Raw genomic sequence first — 22308 nt, 5'->3', positions numbered from 1 at the left:
GATAAATATGAAAAAGCAAATTCTTAGTTTAACAATTGCGATATTCACAGTTTTATTAACTCATGAACCAGGTTTGACAAATACGGTAAAGAACGTTGCCTTACGTAAAATAGATAGCGTCAAATATCAAGCCGTCAAACTAGAAAATTCGATGGATGCAATGTTGAATCCAGAGCAAGGTGGTGTAAATCCGATGCCACCGCCACCACGTTGGATTCCGCCAGCTGAAGAAGGTATAAATGATAAAATGCCGCCAGCTTATGTACCAAAATCCCCCGGTTACAACTATGCACCCGTACATTTACCACCTTCAGCACCTTCAGCACCTTGGATGACACCTTTAATTAAAGATAAAAAACAATTAAGAACACCTGCTTATCCGATTCGTTGAATTGATTTTAGATTTTAGATTTTAGATTTTAGATTTTAGATTCAAACTTAAATTTTCAGTTTTTTCGGTTTTTTCGGTTTTTCAGTCACTTGTTTCTAGGGGAGGCAAAACGCGGTGTAGATTTTCTTTCCGCATTATTGCCGTGCCGTTGTGTGACTAGTACCGCTTCGCGGAAGTAAGAAGTAAGAAGTAAGAAGTAAGAAGTTTGATTTTCTAAGCTTTTCAGCCATTTTTTATGGTGTTTAAGTTATACGAACACAAGCGGAATAGATACCTCAAGCGGATGGTTAATGCTTCTGGGTTCACAAGTAAGAAGTAGTAAGTAATAAGTAATAAGTAATACCTCTACCTAAAAGGTAGAGGATTCAAATAATGATAAATTTGGTTTTTATTCGTCTTTAAAAGACGAGGCTTTATACCATATTTCGGGCTAAAATTTATTACTTCTTACTTATTACTTTTTACTTCGCGACTTAAGCCCGAAGGGCTTTGGTGACGGGGCTTAATTAGTGTTGGTTCCCAGTTAATTAAAGTCTGGGGAAATTCTGCGGTTTTAACTATTTAATTCGTTCTTGTCGAAAACCAGAATAGCCATCTGTGGTATACCAATATTCCCAAGTTCCTCCGGAAGCAGTTAACCAGTTGTTAAGATCGAAAGAGCCGCTTCCTTCCGGCGTGCCTTGAATTTTATACACTTTAACTGCTCGTCCTTTATTATCCCAAATTAACGGAGAACCCGGTTTTATTTTTTCTGGTAATGCGTCATTAGTTTGTAAAAAATATGCATCTTGTCCTTTGTCAGAACCATTACCAAAAACTTGAGCAATTCCTTTTTCATCAATAGCTACAAAAGCACCTTCTTCTAAACCAATACCGTAAACTGGGTGATTTTCTGTTACCATAATTCGAGCCATTAAACCGAAAATTCTTCCGTATCTTGTTTCCGGGTGATTGTCGTTGCGTCTATCTAAATGCGTATCGGTAATTACGTGTTTAAGATAGGGAATTTTGAGAAAATTGCTGTGAAAAATATCTTGGGTATTATCATGACAGGGATTATCTAAAATTTCCGAACTCAGCAATCCTTTGTTATAAGGAGCATAATAATAGTCTCCTAAAATTGCCATCCCGGCACTAGTTCCACCTACAGGAACTTTCTTATCATTGATTAAATAATTAATTGCATCTTCAGTCGCAGTTCCTTCCCAATAATCTTCATATTTGTTTTGATCGCCACCAGCAATATATAAAGCATCCGCATTTTTAATAATTTGCACCACCTCCGGATTATTAGCGGCTTCGCGACTATCAATAGAAAGTTCCGCAGCCGAATTGATTAAGTCAACATAGTTATCTGTAATCCACTGTGCTTGTGTGCCAACTCCACCGCAACGCAAAACTAAATAATCTCCGCGATTGGCTTGTTTGAGAAACCATGTAGTAGCTGCATCTTCCCCTACCGTTGCTCTTGCAGCACCACCGATTAAAAGGATGGCAGGTTTTGTAGAAGAACTATTAACCTTTCCATACTCTACAAAATATTCAAAATGGTTACTATCGCCTGCTTCTCTGTAATCCGGAAGTTTTATAGCCATAAATCAGTTATTTGTAACTTGTACTGTTCAATATTACAGTCACATTGCATTTATGTTTTATCAGTTTTTTTTTATACGCTTAAAAAATAATTTATCTAATTTTTTTGTAGTTTTGTTTTAGGTATAAATTTAATCATCTAATTAATACATATAATCAACGGTTAGAAGAAGTTGAAGATAATCACGAATATGATGATGAAGCTTCTGAATTAGGTAATGATGCTTTGTTTTTAGAATCGCTACGTACAGAATTAGAAGATAATCTCAACAAAATTCAAACATATTCTTTGGCAACAACATATGCCCATAGTTTGTTAAATTTCGTTCTGCAATTATCTATTAATGAGCGATTGTTGTTGGTAGAAGCTATTTCTCAATCTATTCGCAACGATAGTAGATTAAAAGCTAGTCGAACTTAATTTTCTACAACTGCCTTCTAAAAAACCTCTCTTAAACTCCTTCCTCTGTCTCTATAATGGTTTTTTATCCCGAATCCCTTGGGAACAAGTAAGTATTGTTGTAAATTATAAGATTAACGCTTTATCTACATATAATTTACATTTATGACCGCTGCATCAAAAAAACAACAGGGTGAAATTGGCGTTGCTGTAGTAGGAACGGGATTCGGAAAAAAAGTCCATATCCCCGGATTGAAAGCCCATCCCCGTACTCAAGTAGTCGCCGTTTACAATCGGGATTTGGATAAAGCCAAGGAAATCGCTGAATCCAACGACATCCCAAACGCTTGCGACAATCTTACTGATATCCTGCAATTACCCGAAGTACAAGCAGTCGCGATATCAACACCGCCGTTTCTACATTACGAAATGGCAAAGCAAGTTTTAGAAGCCGGAAAACATTTATTATTAGAAAAACCAGTTACTTTAAACGTCTCAGAAGCCAAAGAACTTTATTATTTAGCTCAAGAAAGAAAATTAGCTGCTACCGTAGACTTTGAATTTCGCTTCGTACCCGGATGGCTATTATTTTGCGAATTATTAGCTCAAAACTATGTTGGCAACAAACGTTTAATTACAATCAACTGGTTTGGTTCCTCCAGAGCTAATCCCGATCGCGCTTGGAACTGGTATTCTCAAAAAGAAAAAGGTGGTGGTGCTTTGGGTTCCCTGGGTTCCCACACTTTCGACTACATTCACTGGTTATTTGGAGAAGTAAGTCGAGTTAATGCTCATTTTACAACGGCAATTCCTCAAAGAAAAGATGCAGCAACCGGCGAAATGAAACCCGTCACTACAGACGATACCTGTGCGTTAATGTTGGAATTAGCTTCGGGAACACCATGTCAAGTTTCTATTAGTGCAGTAATTTTCGCACCACGTACCCATGCGATCGAAGTTTATGGAGATGAAGGGACATTAATTTTAGCTAGCGAAAATCAAAAAGATTACGTACATGGATTCCGCGTCTGGGGTGCTAAAGCAGGTAAACCAGTTGCAGAAATCGAAATTCCCAATCGATTAACGTTTCCTAAAAACTATGCAGATGGTCGTATTTCTGGATTTTTGCGAGTTGTGGATCAATGGGTAGAAGCGATTAATAGCGGAGAATCCACAACACCATCTTTACGTGAAGGAGTTTATTCTCAATTGTTGATGGATAAGTCTCACGAATCTAATGAAACATCCAATTGGGTAAATGTACCAAATTTAGATAAGTTTATTTGAGTTAAAAGGTTCGTAGTAGTGCTATGCCCTGGCGGGCACGCTACGCTAACAGCACATCCTAATTACAGCAGTTGTAAATAAATTGAGATGAAATTTCGATAAGATGCGAAGACAGCGCTACTACAAACCTAATTACTCGCCGTTTTCTGACGACGGTGAAGTTCAATTGTATTTTGCCCGATTTTTACGTCATAGTTACCAAAAAAATCATGTCCTAAAAGTCCGGTTTCTGCCTTGGGGGCTATGGCGACTCGAACGTTATTAACCTCAGCACCACCAACCCCAATTGATTTTACTTGACTTGTTTTTAATTTTATTATCGAACCATCGGCGATGCTGGCTTGAAGGGTTCCCGAAGGCTTGAGTTGTAAAGCATTTGCCATCGATTGAGTAATTAAAGTGCCGCTAGCACCTGTATCAAATATCATCTCAAAAGTTTTTTTACCGTTGAATGTAACATCTATTATGGGAGTATTTCCCCTGCGACGTTTGATAGGAATTCGATAAACTCCCGTATCCACAGGTTTGATGGGTGTGATGCCGCAAAGCCTTCCCAAATCGAGGGTTCTGCCGTCTTCGGTTGTCATGAAACAGGCTCCGGGGTCATTAGCCGTAGCGGTATTACTTGAAAGTAAAATTAATAATGTGGGTATAACCGTAATTTTGGTAATCCACCGACTGAAAACACCTTTCATATATTATTTTCCTAATTTTGCCGAACCTGCTTATTATTAGAGTACCCAGGTGGAGATCAAAATTTAGCCCGGTTATATAAAGGTATGGTGAACAGTTAACAGTGAACAGTGAACAGTTAGCAGTGAACAATATTTATAATCTAGTTTGTAATTGCGATCGCGATACTAAAGCAGGATTTACCTGAAATGAAAACTGGTAGTAGATAAAAATCCGACCTTGGTAACTGGTAACTGGTAACTAGTCACTGTATTTTATGTTTAGTCTTTCATAACTTGCTTAATATTAATCAAAGGTGGTGTTGAATCATCGCTTTTGAAGAGACAGAAGAACATATATATTAAAATTATGAGTAATCAGCAAACTAAATCTATACATGGTTGGTCTTTAGAAGAAAGAGATCCCAAATTTATTGAATCATTCATGCCGATTTGGGAGTGGTTTTACCGCAATTATTTCCGAGTTAGAACCGATGGTTGGGAAAATATTCCTCCCGAAGGACAAGTAATGATAGTTGGTTCTCACAATGGGGGGATGGCAACTCCCGATATGATTATGATGATGTACGATTGGTTCCGTAGATATGGAACCGAACGTTTAGCGTATGGTTTGATGCATCCTTATGCTTGGGAAGTTAGTCCCGCTCTCGGTAATATAGCTCAAAAAACAGGTGCGATCGCCGCTCATCCGAAACCAGCGAATGCAGCTTTAAAAAAAGGTGCCAGCGTTTTGGTATATCCAGGGGGACAATATGATATGTTTCGTACCTACAACCAGCGTTACAATATTAATTTCGCCGGGAATAAAGCATTTATCAAGTTAGCTTTAAGACACGAAGTACCGATAATTCCCGCAATTTCAGTAGGGGCACACGAAACTTTAATTGTTTTAGGCGATTTCTACGAATTAGTGAAACAATTAAACGATAGGGGTTTACCGTGGCTATATCAATTAGATCCAGGAGTATTTCCCATCTATTTAGGTTTACCTTGGGGTTTAGCAATTGGCCCTTTACCAAATATACCGTTTCCCGTACAAATTCATACCCGTATTTGCAAACCGATTATTTTTGAAAAATATGGTAAAGAAGTAGCGAAAAATCGCGATTATGTAGATGCTTGTTACGATTTGGTTTGCACAAAAATGCAGCAAGAAATGGATAAATTGGCAAGGGAAGTTAATAATAATTCGTAATTGGTAATTGGGAGTAGGTAAAAATAAAAAAACTCTGCGCTCCTCTGCGTCAACCTTTGCGTTTCTCTGCGTTGAAAAAATATATCTCAAGCCGTTTTTAACTTATTTGATAGATATGGAAGTAATTTTAAACGACATCACAAAACTAAAAATTGATGCAATAGTTAACGCTGCAAATACCAGTTTGCTCGGTGGTGGTGGTGTTGATGGAGCGATACACAGAGCAGCAGGAAAAGAGCTTGTTATGGAATGTCGTTCTTTGGGAGGATGTAAAACTGGTGATGCGAAGTTAACTAAAGGATATAATTTACCCGCACGTTTTATTATTCATACCGTGGGGCCAGTTTGGCAAGGTGGTAATAATGGGGAGCCAGAACTTTTAGCTAATTGTTACCGTAAATGCATACAAATCGCTGCCGAACAAAAATTTGAATCTTTGGCTTTCCCTTGCATTAGCACTGGTATTTATGGATATCCCAAAGATAAAGCCGCTGAAATTGCCGTGAAAACTTGTTCGGAAGAATTAGAGAAGAATAACTGTATGCTGAAAGTTATTTTTTGTTGTTTTGGTAAGGATAATTCTGAGATTTATAAAAGGATTTTGGCTAATTAATAACTTGTTGTTGTAGGGTGTGTTGTCGCTGCCGTCAACGCACCATTTAATTACAAAGTAAATTATCTAAAGAGAAAAAATCAATAACATGAGGACATGAATCTTTTTTGGCATATACATAGTTTCGCCACATAGTCAACTCATCATCACTCAAATAATTCACCCAATCTCCAACAACTCCTTTTCGTATATGAGCCTTAGATGGAGTATTCTGATCACCAACTTCTTGAGAAACTAAAACTTGAGATAAATTTCCTTTTGTATCAAGATGTCCCTCTTTAATCGATTTTTGCTTCATGCTTTGAAAATCAGTTGCTATCGATATTTTTTCAGCATCATAGGATTCAATTCCAATAAAGAAGGCAAGCTTATGTATGGCACTAATAGCATTATCTTTCTTCATATCTTCATACCTTAAAAATAATGCATCAATTTGTCCTTCTCTAGATGCGTTCAAAAATTCTTCGTGATAATCAAACCAATCACCGCCTTCATATTTTGATGACAGCGCTATTTCTGAAAAGAAATGACCCCACGACCCGTTATAATAAAAAAGATCCAGTTTTCCTCTGATATGATGCCATGCAGAAACAAAAGTATCTAGAGGATGCCTTATACATTGAATTATTCTTGCTGGTTGTTTTATTAAACCCACACTCGCATGAGATTTAAAAAATCTTGGAGATTTCATCTTCTCCAATTCTGAAAACATTAAACGCCAGTTTTCTCCACTTGCGGCTCTATCTAACCACAAACAAGCCTCTACTAAACTAGCACCAGTTGAAATACCTTTTTGGGGAACTTTGTTTATTAAATGTTCAATTATTGATATAGTCCAAGTTGTGCCAGATTTTGGATAAGTTGCTACATAAATATCGCTATCTCTATTTAAAAAATGATTAAATACATTTTGCATTCCACTCTTTTTAATAAAAGGCGCAGTATAAAAGTTTTCTGGTGCATCTGAATCAAACGAACGGGGTATACAGTTCATTTGTGGAATAAGGGATAATTCTTTGCTTTCCATTACATTTAACTCCTTAAATAAACAGATTTGCCGCACAGTGATTTACAACAATAATATCTTTAATCAAGGAAAATAAGATTAAAATCTAATATAAAGTATGGTTATAAAAGAATTTAACAAACAATTTTACATTAGTAATTAACAAAGTTTAATTGTTCATTTTAATCAAAAAATCCGGCATTTTCACCGGATCTCGATGCAAAAATACGCCTTCATCAAGCTTCAATTACCACTCTCCCTACAGGTTGAGCAATACAGGTTAAAATATGCCCTTCTTCGCATTCTGGATTTTCATCATAACGAACTTCACCTTCTAGAAGCCGTAATTTACATTTTTGACAAGCCCCCATCTTACACATAGAAGGCAATTCGATCCCTTCTTTTTCAGCAGTTTCTAAAATAGTATCTGCACTCTCATAAGCCAGCTCTACTCCCGATTTAGCCAAAACTAAGGTTTCTGTTTGCTTCGTAGTTAACGTCTTTTGTAGTTGAATGTTGTTGTCTTTTTTCTTCTTTGGTTTCCCGAAACTTTCTGCGTAGTAATTTTCCATAGGGAATTTTAATTCCTCAAGCATTGCTTTCACCTGTTGAGTAAAAGGCTCGGAACCGCAAACATATACAGTTCGTTCGGTAAAATCGGGGGCTATTTCATGCAACATTGATTTATCAAATCTACCAACTCTACCCCCAAGGCTTGAGTTAGAATCTTCACGAGTAAGAGTAGTTGCAAGTTGAAAATTAGCATACCTCGATGCCATCAACTCTAATTCTTGCCGAAAAACGATATCGTCAGCAGTACGGGCACTATGGAAAAAGACTATATCTGAGCCAGCGTTTGTATCCAGCAACCAGCGCGACATCGACATCATTGGTGTAATTCCGCTACCCGCAGAGATAAATAATATTTTTGATGATGGATGTTCTACACAGCTAAAATCCCCTAATGGACTACCAATTTTAACTTGACTACCAGCTTGTAAATTGTCATGCAACCAATTAGAGACTAAACCCGGAGGTGCATCGGGTGCATCGTTTGGGGGAGTAGCTCGTTTAACAGTGATGTCTAAACTATGAGGGCGAGAAGGAGTTGAAGAGATAGAATAAGCGCGTTTAACAGCCTTACCGTTAATCTCTAATTCCAAGGTTACAAATTGTCCCGGTTGGTAAGTAAATTCAACAGATGGTTCGGCAACAAAAGTAAACGTTTTCACATCTGGTGTCTCATCAATTACCCGCACGCAACGAGCAGACAAGGTAGGCGATCGCCATGCTTTTACTTGAGATTTGGATTGATGTTCGAGAGGCTGCATTTCTTCAATAAGTAATAGAAAATCGCCAATGTGAATAACATCATCTGGGTTAAGGAGATAACTTTGATTCACTTCCATTTCTTGGTTATTAATGCGGGAACCATCGCTACTAGCTAAATCGATAAAGTAATACTGTTGTTCGTAAGCATAAATCATCCCGTGAACACGACTAACTTCCGGAGTATTGAGAACTAGATCGCAATTAGGATGCCTGCCAATTAAACATTTATTAAGACTTTCTATTTCTGGGGTAATAATTTTCTCTTGGCAGGAGCTTGTTTGATAATTGATTGCTTTAATTTTCATGATATTCAAAAATAGATAAGTGTTTAACGCTTTTTACGTCGGATTTGTGTTTCCGCAGAACCTGATGACGATTTCTGATGATTTTTGAGTGTAGGTAATGTTTGTGTTTTCTTTGTTTTTTCTTGTTGCTGAGGATAGATAATTTCCGGACTTTCACTACTAATGGTAGATAAAATTTGGTAGTGTTCTTCATCTGGTAATCCCAACTTTTGACGTATTGGCATTAGATATTCAAAACTGTTTTCGGGGCAGGTGCATTTTTCTGCTAAAGCTTCTTCCAGCATCCATTTATATACATAGTGCCGACCTCGTTCGGAAAATTGAGGTAATACTTCTGCTAACACAAACAGTTCATCTGCTTTCAGTTTATCTAACGAACGTCCGTTGAGAAATTGCTCAATATCAAGAGGCAATTTTTGGAGTTGACGGCGAAAGCTATGAGTTAAACTTTCCTTTTGATATTGTTCGGCACTACGTTTCCAATTACGAACCAACCAGATAGTGCTGACTAAAACTATCAGCGCGTTAAATAATAGTTGTAATACTATTGGTAAGCGGAGAATTTCCGGTCTTCCTCCATAAACAAAGAAAGCATTAAAAGCTAGAAAGGTAATAATTGTAAATGTCCGGTGCAATACTTGTTGAGAACTCATTTCCGGATATTTATGTTTTAAATAACCTCGATAAATTTTTTCTAGTTTGTGACAAATTTGATAGGATATTAAGATACTGAATCCTAAAGTTAGCGGTACAGCAGCAATTTTTGGAATTGCAATCGACTGATTATTAACATAAAAACCTGGTTTCCAAAGAGCAGATAATGAATTATCGTAAGCCCAAACACCAGACCAGTAATATCTGAAGTTTCCAGCATATAATCTGTAATAAAGGAAGTAGCCAATCGCTAATCCCAGATAACCATATTGAAGAAACTTTCGTCCCGGTTTTTGCAAATCGCTCCAATAAGATTTTTCAGAATCAATATCTATACAAGACGACTTACAGCCAACACAAGCACTTTTCTCTTCACCAGTTGTCTTGTCTACAGTTCTACACATGGACTGGGTAATACTTTTTGGTGGTGCTTGATGAGCGCTACTTCCTAATAAACCGCGAGGTCCTGTAAACACTGTTTGTACGGCACCAAAAGGACAAACATAATGGCACCAGCTACGACCTCCATACAGGAATACTACTGTAATTGCAGATAAAATAGTCGCAACCAAAAACAAACCGAGAATCAATCTTGTTGAATTAATGAATAAAATGCGGCTGCTTAAACCTAGAAATAGGATAAAAAACTGTAGATAAAAATGGTTTTTAACTAACCATTGATTATTTTCAATATTTAATCGTGGTTTCAAACCCAAAGCACGGGGAATTTGTGAAAGAAAGTAGAGAGGACAAATACGCCGCCAAGTTTCATGACCAAATACGAAAACAATAAATACAAGCGAAGGAAGTACCATTCCCCAAAAAATTCTGGTACCAATCGGATAAGCTTTTTCAAAAATACATCGATCGCCTTGAACCGGGATACATTCGTGACTATCGCGCAGAGGAGATAAGAGGTTTGTGGGGTCAGTAAGAATGTGGCTTATGGGGTCGTAAAACAGAGAAATAATTAAAATTAACCAACCAATCACCAGTATCCATCTCACCGCGTGCATTTTGCTTTCTGATACTTTGCTTAACATTGTTTACACTCCTGAAAATTATTGGTTTGTAGTAAGGATTTTAATCCTTAGATGAAAGGGCTAAAGCCCTTACTACGAACTTGGATTACCCAACAAAACTTATGGGACAGATTACTAAATTGTTTCTATTCCTGCGGAAGAAATTTTGATTGAGGTGCCATCAAACTTTGTGAGCTTAAAGTAACTGTCTTCGTTATAAGTCAATGCTTGTTCTTGGAGAATACCAATAGCTACTTGTTCGCCCAATTTGATCGATTCTGTATAGTCAGAAAGCCAGTGAACCCCAGCACCATTACGAGCGATCGCAATGTTAGAAGCAAGCTTGTTCAACTCACCACCAACTGTTATCGTTGCTGCATCAGTGCCGCTGTAGCTAATCAACTCAGTACCATCATTATTGGGAACTACGGGCTGAGGAATTACCCAAGACTCATCAAACCAAGCTTTGAGAATCGTGACACAAGCACCTGCAACGGTTGCGTGTCCGGAACCGTAAGATGGATGGGTGGGAGAACCTTCAGGGTATGCCATTGGTAGCAGATAGTTTCCGTATTGGCTGAAAACCTTTTGCAAAACAGAGGAATTAAATAGTTCTGAATTAATTGGGTATTTTGCACATCCGGTGAGATGGTTGTGAACCCTTCCCCCAAATGCTTCGGGACGCAAGCGACGGTGTACAAACCACTTCTGGAACCACATTGCTTTGAGAGCGCGGGTTGCAACCTCTGTCACCAAGCTGAGAATGTGAGGTCCACCGAAAGTACCAAAGCCATCTTGAGCTTTGGTTTTTTTATAAAGGTTTCCTTCATCTACAGGAGCCTTCATTCCCAACAGTATCAAACAAGCATTTAGGTGAGCTTCGTATAAAGCATCTACGTGTACATATTGACCTAAATCTCTAAGATTGCGGATATAGCGGGGTGTGGAATCAAAAATATCTGAACCCGTTAACCCACCATTTTGGACGTGCAACCAAGAATCATAATCAGTCATGTGATTTATCCCAGGTGCGACTGTCTTCTGTTTTTGAGAAATAGTCAGCGAACCGTAGGGAATATCCTTGAGCATGAATTGGGAAACATAAGGACCTACCTTATCCCCGTCGAGAACTCCTCGGAACAGACTTTGTGAGGTAACTTCATCGATAAAACCATCTTTAGTTTGACGCTTAACTTTAGCTCCACGAAAATCGGAAAGTTTGGATAAATCTGCTGCTGCTTCTGCAACCTGGGGGCTGCGATCGTATAAACCAAAACTCATATCCCGTAGAAGTGACATCCAGTAGAGTTCTGCCATCTCTGCGGAGTTTTCAGCAGAATCAATACGAGGTGCAGGACGTATTGCCAAAGCATGGCTATCAGATCCTTGCAAATCAAAAGCTAATCCTGCTTGAGGGTTGGTAAGTTTGCGAGAACCACCTAGAGGAATTGCTTCAAAGTCTGCGGATTTACCACTCTTTAAAGCTGTTAGAAATGTGTTATAAGCATGGGGGTCAACTTCGCCTAAATAGTTATGTTCTAAGCCTTTAGAGAAATTAGCAATAAAATTAGGATTGCCATTTTCATCTCGGTAGTCTTGTTGTTCACCATTACATATATGTGCGATGACACCTCGATTAAAAGCTATTTTTGCTGCTTCTTGACGGATTTCTAAAGAGGATTCCCGACGTTCAAAACTGCTTTGAGGAGCGAATTCTTGACATTCTTTAGATAAATCTTGTTTGTTGTTCATGAAAAATTCCTTGATAATTGAAATTGGTTTTGTGTACTAAGTGATCAATCAACTAGAAGTTATACGATTACGAAACATTTTTGGTACCCATGAGGGTACTATTTTTAGTTTCATGCTGAGATACTAAACATAAATGTGTCTCAACTATTTTGTTCTAGATGCAGTTTATCTAAGCTTATGCAGTTTGCAGTTTGAATATAAAACTGTAAGTTAGTCATTCTATTTTGGATCTCAGATTACTTTTATGAATTAACTTCCATACCTATTTACTTCTTTCCTCTGCGTTATCTGCATCTATAAGAGTTTTTTATACTAACAAAACACGGGGAGACGTAGCAGTGCTAAGTCTCTACATTTAAAAGGTTTGTAGTACAGGGTAAGCGCATCTTATCTACAAACCATAATTTCAACGAAATGATTAAGATAAATTTATATTTTATTTATATTTTTTCGTCTTAAATAATTAAAATTACTTCTTAGCTTTGGTTGCATAAGTCTTATCTAAAATTTGCACATCGAGAAATTCAGGTTTATAGGTATCAACAAAACTCAACAACTTATCTAAATCTTCTGTACTAATTAATCCGATGCATCCTGCTGTCCCATCTTCTCCATTACTTTTTTCAAAAGACGGATCGAAATGAAAACCTAAAGCCGAGCGTCCAGTTTTCAATTTAGGCTCTATGGGTAAGAAATGTTCTCCTGCTTCGGCGATCGCCCCTGGGATTGTAGAGCTAGCAACAGTGTATTTGCCGTCGGGTAAGGGAGCCTCAGTTCCGCTTTGGTGACGGCTTTTAGTTTGTGTGAACGTTCGTCCAGATACGGTTGTAAAGCTATCAACTAATTTTCCATCTGCATAGAGACGAAGTTTATAAAGAGGGTTATTTAAAGTATTAGTCTGTCCGGTTGCTGTTAAAGTCATGAAGTTACCAAGATGATTGAGTGGGTTAGTATTTCCTGTAGCAATCTTCTGGTTATTTGATTTTGAACCTATACTTGGTTTAGAAGTTATTGGATTATTATTTTTCCTACTTGCATCTGAATGAAGACAGCTAACAAGCATTAAATTTAGGAGAGATATTAAGGTGATTTTGATTAACATTAGCCTACTATTTTTCCATGTTTCTCAACTGTAATTGCTGTCTAATAAGTCCACCTGAGAAAAATCCCCTATTTTTATTTTTTCAGAGAATTAAGTGTAATTAGGGAGTAAGGAGTAGTAAGTAATGAGAATGATGATGGGGTAATGTGGCTTTTTGCTCCCATAATTCTCTTACCTCTTCATCCCCTTGTCTCCTTGTCTCCCCATCTCCCAATCTCCCAATCTCCCCCCTCTACCCCCAATTCCTCCATTACCTGCAACCATTCGGAAGGCGATCGCAAAGTTTGTTTGAGAAAATCCCTGGTAATGCCGCTGGAATTTGCTTTATATAAAAGGGGTGCATAGCTGAAATTGCGGGCTTGTTTTTTGAAATTATCGGTACCGTGAAGGGAAATTAATTCAGCTAGTTTTTCTTCTACCTTGAGAATTATTTTGGGAGCATTGCTGAGTAAATTGTTCATCCACTGCTCTTTCTTAACTAAAAAAGCAGTTAATTCTGGATGTCTTGAATCCTTGAAATCATTACAAATTGCTTTGATTTTGTCCCACTTATAACTATTCCAAGGTTTAGCCACCATCACGGGTAATTGCCATTTAACCAACTCTTCCTTCCAATAATCTTTGGGAGACTGTACCTGAAAAGTTTCAAAGCTAGGTAAAACTAAGCCAGTTAATCTTGCACCATGACAGGCTCCAGTATCGATACCGTAAATTTTCCCCTCAACTATTAACGGGCGCGAGCCAACGACATGATGACCAAAAATAACTGCTTTTTCACCCTTGTATAACTCAGTCCAATATGTATTTCCGTAGCGCTTACTTAAATGCTTTTCACCAGCAGTACAGCCGCATAAAACTTCTTCGGCTTGTTTTTCAATAGGTTTACCATCTTCTACAGCAGCATGAACTAAAATTGCTTCGGGGGTTTCATAATAATAAGGTAAATCGTTAGCCCATTCTAGGAATTCATCGTAGCGTTTACCGAATTGTAATTTAACAATTTCTTGGGAATAGGAAAGAGTATTACGTAGATGCTTGCGTTCGTGATTTCCCATCAAAACGATGGTATTGGGACGATTTTTGAGGAAATCATAGACTTTAACCGAATCGGCACCCCTATCAACAATATCTCCCAACGAAATTAAACAATCTTCATCGGTAAGCTGCATTTTATTTAATAGCTGAATAAGTTCTTCATAACAGCCATGAATATCACCGACTACTATTGTTCGCATGGTTCGAGTTTGACAGCTAGGGGGCTTATTTTCTTTTAAAGTATAGCTTAGGGGAAATTGGGAATTGGTAATGGGTAATGGGTAATAGGTAATAGGTAATTAGTTTCTTAACTCACATCTTGCATCATTATCAGTTAGCCTCACAAACCGCCTTGGAATAAATTCCCAGGCTCACATACAAAGTCTGATAAATCAGACTGGGTAATATTTTGAGGTGATTGTAGTGCGTTTTAACGTACTTTGTATATAAGCCTTGAAATTTATTTTAAGGCGAGAATTGGGGCTTAACAAGAATGGTGCAAGATGTGAATTAAAAGAAATAATTTTGAAAGATAATAAAGGTTCGTAGTAAGGGCTTAAGCCCTTTCGTATTCCTTAAATATAATAGACAATATTGCCCACAGAGAAATTACCGATCTAATTCGCTATACTCGTAGCAAAATGTTACTAAGAGCAAGCGATGGATTTATTGGTTGTTTGGGGAGTAGCGCAGGCTGCGGGGTTTATTTTTAAACCGATTTTGTCAGAATTATCCAAGGATTTGGGGAATATCGCTAAGGATGCAGCGAAGGATTGGACTAAAGATTTATTTAAGGGTATTCCCGGTAATGCGTTGAAGCGTTTGCAAAAGCAAGATATAGATGTTGCTGCTGGTAAAGCTTTAAAGGAGTTTTTATTATTGGTGCAGCAGGAATTAGAAGATGCTGATATTGAAGATGAGGAATTGCAGCAGTTTGTTAAGCCTTTTAATAAATTTATTTACAACAAAGATGTTAAAGAGATTTTGGGAAGTGCTTTTAATTACGAATGTGAAATTTTAAATACTAAAAAGTTAGAAAGTAAATGGTATGAATTAGATTTACCAGCTTTACCGGATGAGTTTGATTGGAAAAAACTTGGTAAGCGCTATCTTAAAAAAGTTAAAGCAATCATTCGGGATTCAGATAAACTTAGAGTTATTCTTGATTCGCAAAATCTCGAAGCAATCAAGGATAATACTCAAGAAACTGCCGGAATAATTCCCGATTTTGATTTATTAGGATATCAGGAAGCGATAAAAGAAACATACGGTAAGCTAAAATTAGAAAGTTTAGATACTACAGGTTATGCCTATAACGAACTGAAGTTATGGGGAATGTTTATTGCTCAAAACGTGCGGGAAGTAAATGAAAATTTACCGCAACATGAATTACCGAAAGAACATTTAAAACGATTGCAAGAAAGCCAGCAAGAACCCATACGTTCTGTATTAGAAGTTATTAACGACAAACAAACTTATAATTATACAGTAATTTTAGGAGATCCAGGTTGCGGAAAATCTACACTATTACAATATTTAGCATTAACTTGGGCAGAATCACCTTTAAATAATTCAATCTCTCAACCAATACCGTTATTAATTGAATTGCGTACCTATATGCGACGACGGGATGACAAAGAATGCAGTAATTTTATCGAATTTTTCCATAAATGTAGCGGTGCCGTACATCATTTAAATCAACATCAACTACAAACCCAACTTAAAGCTGGTAACGTATTGGTAATGTTTGATGGATTAGATGAAGTATTCGACGCTGGCAAAAGAGAAGATGTAATTACAGATATTCATCGCTTCACAAATGAATATCCAGACGTACAGGTAATTGTGACTTCTCGCGTTATTGATTATAAATATAAATCTCAAAGATTGCGAGATGCTGAATTTAAGCATTTTATGATTCAAGATTTAGAAACAGAACAAATTCAAGATTTCATCTATCGCTGGCATGAATTAACTTTTAATGACGAAGCAGATAAAGTTAGAAAAAAAGAACGATTGCAGAAAGGGATTGAGAATTCAAAAGCGATTCGAGAATTAGCGGGGAATCCTTTATTGTTAACAATGATGGCAATTCTCAACCGCAACCAGGAATTACCAAGAGATAGAGCCGAACTTTATAATCAAGCATCGAGAGTATTGCTACATCAATGGGATGTTGAACGTACTTTAATAGAAGATAAATTAGATCCAATAGAGATTGATTATAAAGATAAGCAGGCAATGTTACGTCAAGTTGCTTATTTTATGCAAACCAGCGATCAAGGTTTGGCTGGCAATTTAATTAAAGAAAGCGATTTAGAAAGAATTCTCAAAGAGTATTTAAAAACCATAGAAGTTGATAAACCTAGAGTTGCTGCTAAATTAATTATAAATCAACTTAGAACCCGCAACTTTATGTTGTGTTACCTGGGTGCTGATTATTATGGATTTATACATCGAACATTTTTAGAATATTTTTGTGCTTGGGAATTTGTTTGGCAGTTTAAAGAAACACAAACTTTAAGTATTGAGCAGTTGAAGACAGAAGTGTTTGGTAAAAACTGGGGGGATAAAGACTGGTATGAGGTTTTAACATTGATTGCGGGGATGATTGACGCGAGGTTTGTGGGGGAGATTATTGAATTTTTAATTGAGCAAAACGGAATTGGTGATGATTTTATTAACATTTATGTAGCAAATGAATGCTTTAAACAAGTAAAAAATCCTTCTAATCTCAATTCAATTGTACATTTACTATTTAAATTTATTTTTAAATCTATTAATTATATCATTCAAGAATACTCCATGATTGAAGTTAACTTTGAGAGGATTTGTATTAAAGTTATTTCATGGATTACAACAGATTTTAAAACACATCCAGAAACTTTACCTTTACTTAAAAAGCTAATAGATTCTACTACAGTTGAAATAAATAGGCTAAATGATTTACCTGACGATGATGGCTATCCCTATAATCATGATGACTATCTTGATGATGATGATGTAGTCAGAATTGATCAAATAGAAACAATACAGAAAGTAGCATTACAAGAATTAGTTAAAGGTTGGAAAGATGACCCCGATACTTTACCAATGCTGAAAAATCTAATTTTTGATGATGCTAATAATCATTTAAGAGCTATAGCATTACAAGAATTAGTTAAAGGTTGGAAAGATGACCCCAATACTTTACCAATGCTGAAAAATCTAGTTTTTGATGATGCTAATAATCATTTAAGAGCTATAGCATTACAAGAATTAGTTAAAGGTTGGAAAGATGACCTCGATACTTTACCAATGCTGAAAAATCTACTTTTGTCCAATAATAAGGATGTAGATAAAAGTGTAGTAATTAAAGAATTAGCTAGTAATTGGAAGGATGAACCAGATATTTTAAGTGTACTTATAGAATGTTGTCAGCTTGAAAATGATTATTTAATTAAAGATTCCCTTAGAGAGACGCTGATGCAAGAATTAATTCAAAGTTGGCAACCCACTCTTGATATTTATGACTTCATATATGATATTGCTGCTGATAATTCCTTTAACGATTTATTTACGTCTATCAGTAATCCTAATTGTAATCCTCGTCAAACTGCACTTGAAGCAATTCTCGAAAACTACCCAAACCACGCCAAAACATTACCACTACTACGCGACAGAGCCGAAAATGACCCCGATGAGCAGTTACGAGAATTTGCTTGGAATAAATTGGAAAAATGGTAATATTTATTTCCATTCCTCTTCATCTCTTCCCTCAGCGCTCTCCGCGCTCTTTGCGGTTTTTTACTCTTAATCTTCCACCACAATATCCGATGGTGCGTTACGGCATTATTTAAATAGTAATCTTAAAACAAGATTTATTCGTGCCGTAACACACCCTACAATTACCAATTACAACATAATCAACCCCAACCTAACTCCTACTGCTACAGCTTCAGTACGTGTTGAAACATCCAACTTTTGAAAGATAGATGAAACGTGAAATTTAACGGTATGCTCGGAAATATGTAAATTCTGCGCTACTAATTTGTTACTCATTCCATTAGTTAACATTTGTAAAACTTCGATTTCTCGCGGGGTTAATATTTGCAAGTTTGTTTCTTTGAGCAACTGTTGATTATTAATAACTTGTGGATGCAGTACAATTAATCCCGAAACCACCGCTTCCACTGCTGCAATAATCTCAGATTCCATACTTGTTTGCGGCAATATTCCTTTCACGCCAGCAGCTAATATCGTTGCCAAATTAAAATCTGCAAATTCATCGACAATAATAATAGTTGCCCAGATAAACTGCTGTTTTATTAATTCATAATCGGTTTCATTCCAATCGAGCAATATCACATCAGCTTGTAGCTCTACAATTTCATCGATATCTGAAACACTCTTTACCACAATGAATTTTGGGTTATCTTCGAGCATTGCCGATAAACCCATTCTAATAACCGGGGAAGCTGCAACTACTATGATTCTAATTACAGATTGGAAATCGGACATAAGTCATTATATATCTCTCTCTTCCTCTTTCTTTGCGTTCCGTTGTCGCGACTGCGGGGTATCAGGGCATATTTATTATTGTTTTTCGTTTACGGTTATATGCAATTCAATTAATTTACCGCCGCGTATAAGTTGCAGTTGAACGCTTTTACCTATACGAGAACTATCGTTGAGCAATGCCAAGATATCATTAGTATCTTCTAAACTATTGCCGTCAAAATTTATCAATATATCTCCTAATAAAATTCCGGCATTTTCAGCAGCGCTTAATGGTTCTACATTCACGACAATTACACCACCAACTGAAGTTAAATTCAGAGAACTTTTCAAACTATCCGGTAGTCTAACTGGCTGCATTCCCAAACCCAAATAACCCCGTGGAATTTTACCTTTAGTAACTATTTGTTCGACAACTCTATTGATTGTAGAAGCAGGAATTGTTAAAGCCGTACCTCTTCTTCCTGTTGTATTCATGCCGATAATATTTCCTGTGGCATCAACCAAAGCGCCGCCGCTAAATCCTGGATAAAGCGAAATATCAGGGCGGATAAATTGATCGATTTTTCCACCGCTCATACTTTGCCATTCACCACCAACTACGCTAACCGCACCCATTGCAGCACGAATATCTCCTTCGCTACCTCTAGCTAACGCTAAAACTAAATTTCCAACTTTAAGATTTGCAGCATCGCCGATTGTCGCAACAGGTATATCGGCATTTTCGATTTTGAAAATTGCTACATCGGTAGTTGCATCGCGTCCTAAAAGTGAAACCGATTTTTTAACATTGTTTTCGAGAGTCACAGAAACGCGATCGCAACGTTTTAATGATTCATCGGAGGTAACTATAATACCTTTGCGCCAGTGAATACCGCTGGGAGAAAAGCGTCTGTTGGCGTTGATTGAAACAATTGCTTTCCCAGATTGTTCGACGATTTCGGCAATATTGTTTGATAAAGCTTGTAGTGAAGACATAAAAAGTTTGTTGTACTCTGTGATGTTTGTATTGTGGCGCTTTATTCTTCGATACGACATCGGATATTTGGGCAGAATCTACACCTGGAAGAATGGGGAGGATACCGTTTTAACCTCACCCCAACCCTCTCCTTAACAAGGAGAGGGAGAGATTTACCGTTTACCAGTTTCCTCAACCCTCTCCTTAACAAGGAGAGGGAGAGATTTACCTATTTGTAAAGCGAGGGTGAGGTTTTCACAAATTCGATAACCAATCTTCCGCAGCTTGGGGAGAAGTCAACCGCACTATATTAAGATGCGAATATTCCGGTTGCTTAATTAAAATCGGATATTCTTTTTTGCGTCTGCGGTAGGTTTGTAAACTCCATAAAATAATCGATTCTTTTGAGAAAACTTTTCCCCAAGTTTCATAATTACCATTGCAGATTTGTTGCTGTGTTGTTACCCGATGAAAAGTTCGCCATAAAACACGACTCATCACCAAGGGGAAAGAATAATCCAGCCAAACAAGAGTATCAGCTTTTCCCCAAACGATATCGCGTGTTTTGCTGTAATTACCATCAACAATCCAGTTATTACCAACCAAAGCTTCTTCCACGCGACGACGGAAGATATCCGCAGGTGCTGTTACCCAATTCGGTTCCCAAAAAAGAGAATCTAACTCGAAATGGAAAATATTCAACTTTTGAGCAATTTGACGAGCCAAAGTTGTTTTACCCGCACCGCTAGTACCAATTACACAAATCCGCTGTGGTAGAGAAGAATTATTCATATTTCTCATCAACCTCTTATTTATTTCTCATTTAGCATTTATTGCCGTCTCAGGTTGGTACAGCATTATATAAATCAAGGAAAACAAATTGAATTACGCAAAATTATTAAATACCGGAGCCGCCATTATGAAACGTTTATTACTCGCTGCTGTTGGCACAATTTTAATTGCAACTACTGCTACACCACCTGTTTTAGCGAATAAAACTGCTGTTAATTCAAATGTTGTTCAGAGTCAAATTCAAAACAATATTACTCCATTTAATTTAGTTTCTTTAGCTTATCAAGGAGAATTTAAAAATCAAGATGTTCCTGGTTATAATTCCTTATTAACAGCGATTAGATTTGGTGAAATCAGCGCAAAAGATTTAGTTAAACATGGAATTGATGCCGGAAGATTGTCTCCAGATACAATTAATGATTCTGAGTATATTAGTGCTGTTAATTCTCAATTGAAAAGATTGTCTAAAAATTAGTTGTGGTGCGTGACGGCATAATTTAAAATTTCGTTACACTTGATAATTCATAGTAGCCGTCACACACCCTACAATTACTCATAACTCCCTACTCCCCACCAAACTTTACTTCTAAACCCCGTTCAATTCCAGAAATTAATTCTTGTTTTCTTCCTTGATTCAAAATCTCCTGATACCAGGGTGATTCCTACAATACAGTCATATCCCACCTCATAATTTGCTGTACTAAACCTTAACTTTCATTAGTTTGATATATCTGACGAATTTCTTCTAAAGTATTTTTTGTGCGTATACCTTCCCTAATTGCGGTTAAAACTTCTATATCTTTAATTTGAGATATTTCCGGCATTAACTGTAAACCTTCCAAACCGAATTTTAGTTCTAAACCTAATTCAATTCCAGAAATTAAACCCTTTATCTCTCCTTGATTCAAAATCTCTTGATACCAGGGTGATTCCTGCAATACAGTCATATCCCACCTCATAATTTGCTGTACTAATTGAGTTGATAATACAAAGCTAGCAAAAAACGCCAAAAGTGGTTCTAATTCATCTAACTTTTCATCTGCACGTAATAACTGTACTGCTTGCTGCACAACCGCTATCTCGTTTCCACCCTTAAGTATTGGTACAAAGGGAAGTAATGATGATAAAGATTGTTGGAAAACTAGTTGTACGTCAACTTCCCATAAATTAATAACTTGATAGTCTTGGCGTGCTTGCAATCCCAAAACTTCCGACTGATAACCGCTGGCAATTTCTACTGTTTGCGGTGGTGGCAAGATATTAATTAATACTGGATAAACTGGTAAATCGTATTTTTCTTCTGCTAGCGCTGCATAAGCCCGAATTCTTCTTGGTAAACGAGTGTTGTAACGTAATTGTAGTTCGTTCAATACTAAGAAATTACCAACTTGTGGATGAAAAGCTTTGACTACAACATCGCTTTCCCGACTAATCCATTGAAACTCCGAAGCAAGTATTTCTCTTGCCGAAACTTCCGCTGATTGCGTCACCCACTTTACCCAAGCATCGGGAGATAAACTAATTAATCGTTTGCTACCGATATCTGCTGATTTTGGCATATATTTCGCATATTTAATTATTCATACGAAATACGCGGAAAGCGGGAAACTCAGCGTCTTAAGACCTGAGAGGAAAGCGACACGGGCGGTTTTAACCGCCGTAGTATTTTCAATTATCCGTGA

Annotated in this window: 19 protein-coding genes; 7 read left to right on the top strand and 12 right to left on the bottom strand. The window is 37.1% G+C overall.

The annotated features are described in order from the left end of the window. Positions 1-7 precede the first annotated feature (7 nt). Positions 8-391, top strand: a complete 384-nt coding sequence (locus ACM03V_RS29455) for a hypothetical protein (RefSeq protein ID WP_414624360.1) — start codon at positions 8-10, stop codon at positions 389-391. 557 nt (positions 392-948) lie between these two features. Here ACM03V_RS29455 and ACM03V_RS29450 read toward each other — a convergent pair. Beyond that, the gene (locus ACM03V_RS29450; RefSeq protein ID WP_414624359.1) at positions 949-1986 is read right to left on the bottom strand and encodes a cyanophycinase; all 1038 of its coding nucleotides are present in this window, start codon (positions 1984-1986) and stop codon (positions 949-951) included. A gap of 224 nt (positions 1987-2210) precedes the next feature. Between ACM03V_RS29450 and ACM03V_RS29445 the strand changes: the two genes are divergently transcribed. Beyond that, entirely contained in the window at positions 2211-2405 is a 195-nt protein-coding gene (locus ACM03V_RS29445; RefSeq protein ID WP_414624358.1) for a hypothetical protein, read from the top strand. Positions 2406-2549: 144 nt separating this feature from the next. Next, on the top strand, positions 2550-3671 hold the full coding sequence (locus ACM03V_RS29440; RefSeq protein WP_414624357.1) for a Gfo/Idh/MocA family protein: 1122 nt from the start codon (positions 2550-2552) through the stop codon (positions 3669-3671). Positions 3672-3799: 128 nt separating this feature from the next. On the opposite strand, the gene ACM03V_RS29435 is transcribed toward ACM03V_RS29440, so the two are convergent. Beyond that, positions 3800-4366: a TIGR02281 family clan AA aspartic protease gene (locus tag ACM03V_RS29435; RefSeq protein ID WP_414624356.1), complete on the bottom strand. Its 567-nt coding sequence runs from the start codon at positions 4364-4366 to the stop codon at positions 3800-3802. A 346-nt stretch (positions 4367-4712) separates the two neighbouring features. Between ACM03V_RS29435 and ACM03V_RS29430 the strand changes: the two genes are divergently transcribed. Both ACM03V_RS29430 and ACM03V_RS29425 read left to right on the top strand, forming a co-directional pair. Further along, positions 4713-5558 (top strand): lysophospholipid acyltransferase family protein, encoded by an 846-nt coding sequence (locus ACM03V_RS29430; protein ID WP_414624355.1) that lies wholly within the window; start codon positions 4713-4715, stop codon positions 5556-5558. A gap of 115 nt (positions 5559-5673) precedes the next feature. After that, positions 5674-6171 (top strand): O-acetyl-ADP-ribose deacetylase, encoded by a 498-nt coding sequence (locus tag ACM03V_RS29425; RefSeq protein ID WP_414624354.1) that lies wholly within the window; start codon positions 5674-5676, stop codon positions 6169-6171. Positions 6172-6217: 46 nt separating this feature from the next. Here ACM03V_RS29425 and ACM03V_RS29420 read toward each other — a convergent pair whose 3' ends face one another. From ACM03V_RS29420 to ACM03V_RS29395, 6 genes are all read right to left on the bottom strand, one after another. After that, positions 6218-7198, bottom strand: coding sequence for a sulfotransferase domain-containing protein (locus ACM03V_RS29420; RefSeq protein ID WP_414624353.1), 981 nt, complete (start codon positions 7196-7198; stop codon positions 6218-6220). A gap of 215 nt (positions 7199-7413) precedes the next feature. Next, entirely contained in the window at positions 7414-8814 is a 1401-nt protein-coding gene (locus ACM03V_RS29415) for an FHA domain-containing protein (RefSeq protein ID WP_414624352.1), read from the bottom strand. A gap of 23 nt (positions 8815-8837) precedes the next feature. Next, entirely contained in the window at positions 8838-10511 is a 1674-nt protein-coding gene (locus tag ACM03V_RS29410) for a 4Fe-4S binding protein (RefSeq protein ID WP_414624351.1), read from the bottom strand. Positions 10512-10625: 114 nt separating this feature from the next. After that, positions 10626-12242: a vanadium-dependent haloperoxidase gene (locus tag ACM03V_RS29405; RefSeq protein ID WP_414624350.1), complete on the bottom strand. Its 1617-nt coding sequence runs from the start codon at positions 12240-12242 to the stop codon at positions 10626-10628. 469 nt (positions 12243-12711) lie between these two features. Then, a complete protein-coding gene (locus ACM03V_RS29400; protein WP_414624349.1) occupies positions 12712-13305 on the bottom strand; it encodes a L,D-transpeptidase in 594 nt (197 codons plus the stop codon). Positions 13306-13523: 218 nt separating this feature from the next. Further along, positions 13524-14579 (bottom strand): metallophosphoesterase, encoded by a 1056-nt coding sequence (locus tag ACM03V_RS29395; protein ID WP_414624348.1) that lies wholly within the window; start codon positions 14577-14579, stop codon positions 13524-13526. 460 nt (positions 14580-15039) lie between these two features. On the opposite strand from ACM03V_RS29395, the gene ACM03V_RS29390 reads away from it, so the two are divergent. Further along, complete coding sequence (locus ACM03V_RS29390; RefSeq protein ID WP_414624347.1) at positions 15040-18105, top strand: NACHT domain-containing protein; 3066 nt, start codon at positions 15040-15042, stop codon at positions 18103-18105. 168 nt (positions 18106-18273) lie between these two features. On the opposite strand, the gene ACM03V_RS29385 is transcribed toward ACM03V_RS29390, so the two are convergent. From ACM03V_RS29385 to ACM03V_RS29375, 3 genes are all read right to left on the bottom strand, one after another. Beyond that, on the bottom strand, positions 18274-18879 hold the full coding sequence (locus ACM03V_RS29385; RefSeq protein ID WP_414624346.1) for a response regulator transcription factor: 606 nt from the start codon (positions 18877-18879) through the stop codon (positions 18274-18276). A 75-nt stretch (positions 18880-18954) separates the two neighbouring features. Further along, positions 18955-19854 (bottom strand): S1C family serine protease, encoded by a 900-nt coding sequence (locus ACM03V_RS29380; RefSeq protein ID WP_414624345.1) that lies wholly within the window; start codon positions 19852-19854, stop codon positions 18955-18957. A 235-nt stretch (positions 19855-20089) separates the two neighbouring features. Continuing rightward, the gene (locus ACM03V_RS29375) at positions 20090-20626 is read right to left on the bottom strand and encodes an AAA family ATPase (RefSeq protein WP_414624344.1); all 537 of its coding nucleotides are present in this window, start codon (positions 20624-20626) and stop codon (positions 20090-20092) included. Positions 20627-20714: 88 nt separating this feature from the next. Here ACM03V_RS29375 and ACM03V_RS29370 point away from each other — a divergent pair, with 88 nt between their 5' ends. Next, positions 20715-21101, top strand: a complete 387-nt coding sequence (locus ACM03V_RS29370; RefSeq protein WP_414624343.1) for a hypothetical protein — start codon at positions 20715-20717, stop codon at positions 21099-21101. A gap of 232 nt (positions 21102-21333) precedes the next feature. Here the strand turns inward: ACM03V_RS29370 and ACM03V_RS29365 are convergent, their stop codons facing one another. After that, positions 21334-22185 (bottom strand): Rpn family recombination-promoting nuclease/putative transposase, encoded by an 852-nt coding sequence (locus ACM03V_RS29365; RefSeq protein WP_414624342.1) that lies wholly within the window; start codon positions 22183-22185, stop codon positions 21334-21336. Positions 22186-22308 lie beyond the last annotated feature (123 nt).

The organism is Calothrix sp. CCY 0018 (genome assembly GCF_963920925.1).
In the GTDB taxonomy this organism is placed as follows: Bacteria; Cyanobacteriota; Cyanobacteriia; order Cyanobacteriales; family Nostocaceae; genus Rivularia.
This window is presented reverse-complemented; position numbering and strand designations above follow the sequence as displayed.

Bases quoted from the DNA above. Each gene is read 5' to 3' on its own strand.
- ACM03V_RS29365 (WP_414624342.1), bottom strand. From the start codon at position 22,185: ATGCCAAAATCAGCAGATATCGGTAGCAAACGATTAATTAGTTTATCT.
- ACM03V_RS29390 (WP_414624347.1), top strand. From the start codon at position 15,040: ATGGATTTATTGGTTGTTTGGGGAGTAGCGCAGGCTGCGGGGTTTATT.
- ACM03V_RS29410 (WP_414624351.1), bottom strand. From the start codon at position 10,511: ATGTTAAGCAAAGTATCAGAAAGCAAAATGCACGCGGTGAGATGGATA.
- ACM03V_RS29420 (WP_414624353.1), bottom strand. From the start codon at position 7,198: ATGGAAAGCAAAGAATTATCCCTTATTCCACAAATGAACTGTATACCC.
- ACM03V_RS29435 (WP_414624356.1), bottom strand. From the start codon at position 4,366: ATGAAAGGTGTTTTCAGTCGGTGGATTACCAAAATTACGGTTATACCC.
- ACM03V_RS29395 (WP_414624348.1), bottom strand. From the start codon at position 14,579: ATGCGAACAATAGTAGTCGGTGATATTCATGGCTGTTATGAAGAACTT.
- ACM03V_RS29450 (WP_414624359.1), bottom strand. From the start codon at position 1,986: ATGGCTATAAAACTTCCGGATTACAGAGAAGCAGGCGATAGTAACCAT.
- ACM03V_RS29375 (WP_414624344.1), bottom strand. From the start codon at position 20,626: ATGAATAATTCTTCTCTACCACAGCGGATTTGTGTAATTGGTACTAGC.
- ACM03V_RS29425 (WP_414624354.1), top strand. From the start codon at position 5,674: ATGGAAGTAATTTTAAACGACATCACAAAACTAAAAATTGATGCAATA.
- ACM03V_RS29415 (WP_414624352.1), bottom strand. From the start codon at position 8,814: ATGAAAATTAAAGCAATCAATTATCAAACAAGCTCCTGCCAAGAGAAA.
- ACM03V_RS29440 (WP_414624357.1), top strand. From the start codon at position 2,550: ATGACCGCTGCATCAAAAAAACAACAGGGTGAAATTGGCGTTGCTGTA.
- ACM03V_RS29380 (WP_414624345.1), bottom strand. From the start codon at position 19,854: ATGTCTTCACTACAAGCTTTATCAAACAATATTGCCGAAATCGTCGAA.
- ACM03V_RS29405 (WP_414624350.1), bottom strand. From the start codon at position 12,242: ATGAACAACAAACAAGATTTATCTAAAGAATGTCAAGAATTCGCTCCT.
- ACM03V_RS29385 (WP_414624346.1), bottom strand. From the start codon at position 18,879: ATGTCCGATTTCCAATCTGTAATTAGAATCATAGTAGTTGCAGCTTCC.
- ACM03V_RS29400 (WP_414624349.1), bottom strand. From the start codon at position 13,305: ATGCTTGTTAGCTGTCTTCATTCAGATGCAAGTAGGAAAAATAATAAT.
- ACM03V_RS29430 (WP_414624355.1), top strand. From the start codon at position 4,713: ATGAGTAATCAGCAAACTAAATCTATACATGGTTGGTCTTTAGAAGAA.
- ACM03V_RS29455 (WP_414624360.1), top strand. From the start codon at position 8: ATGAAAAAGCAAATTCTTAGTTTAACAATTGCGATATTCACAGTTTTA.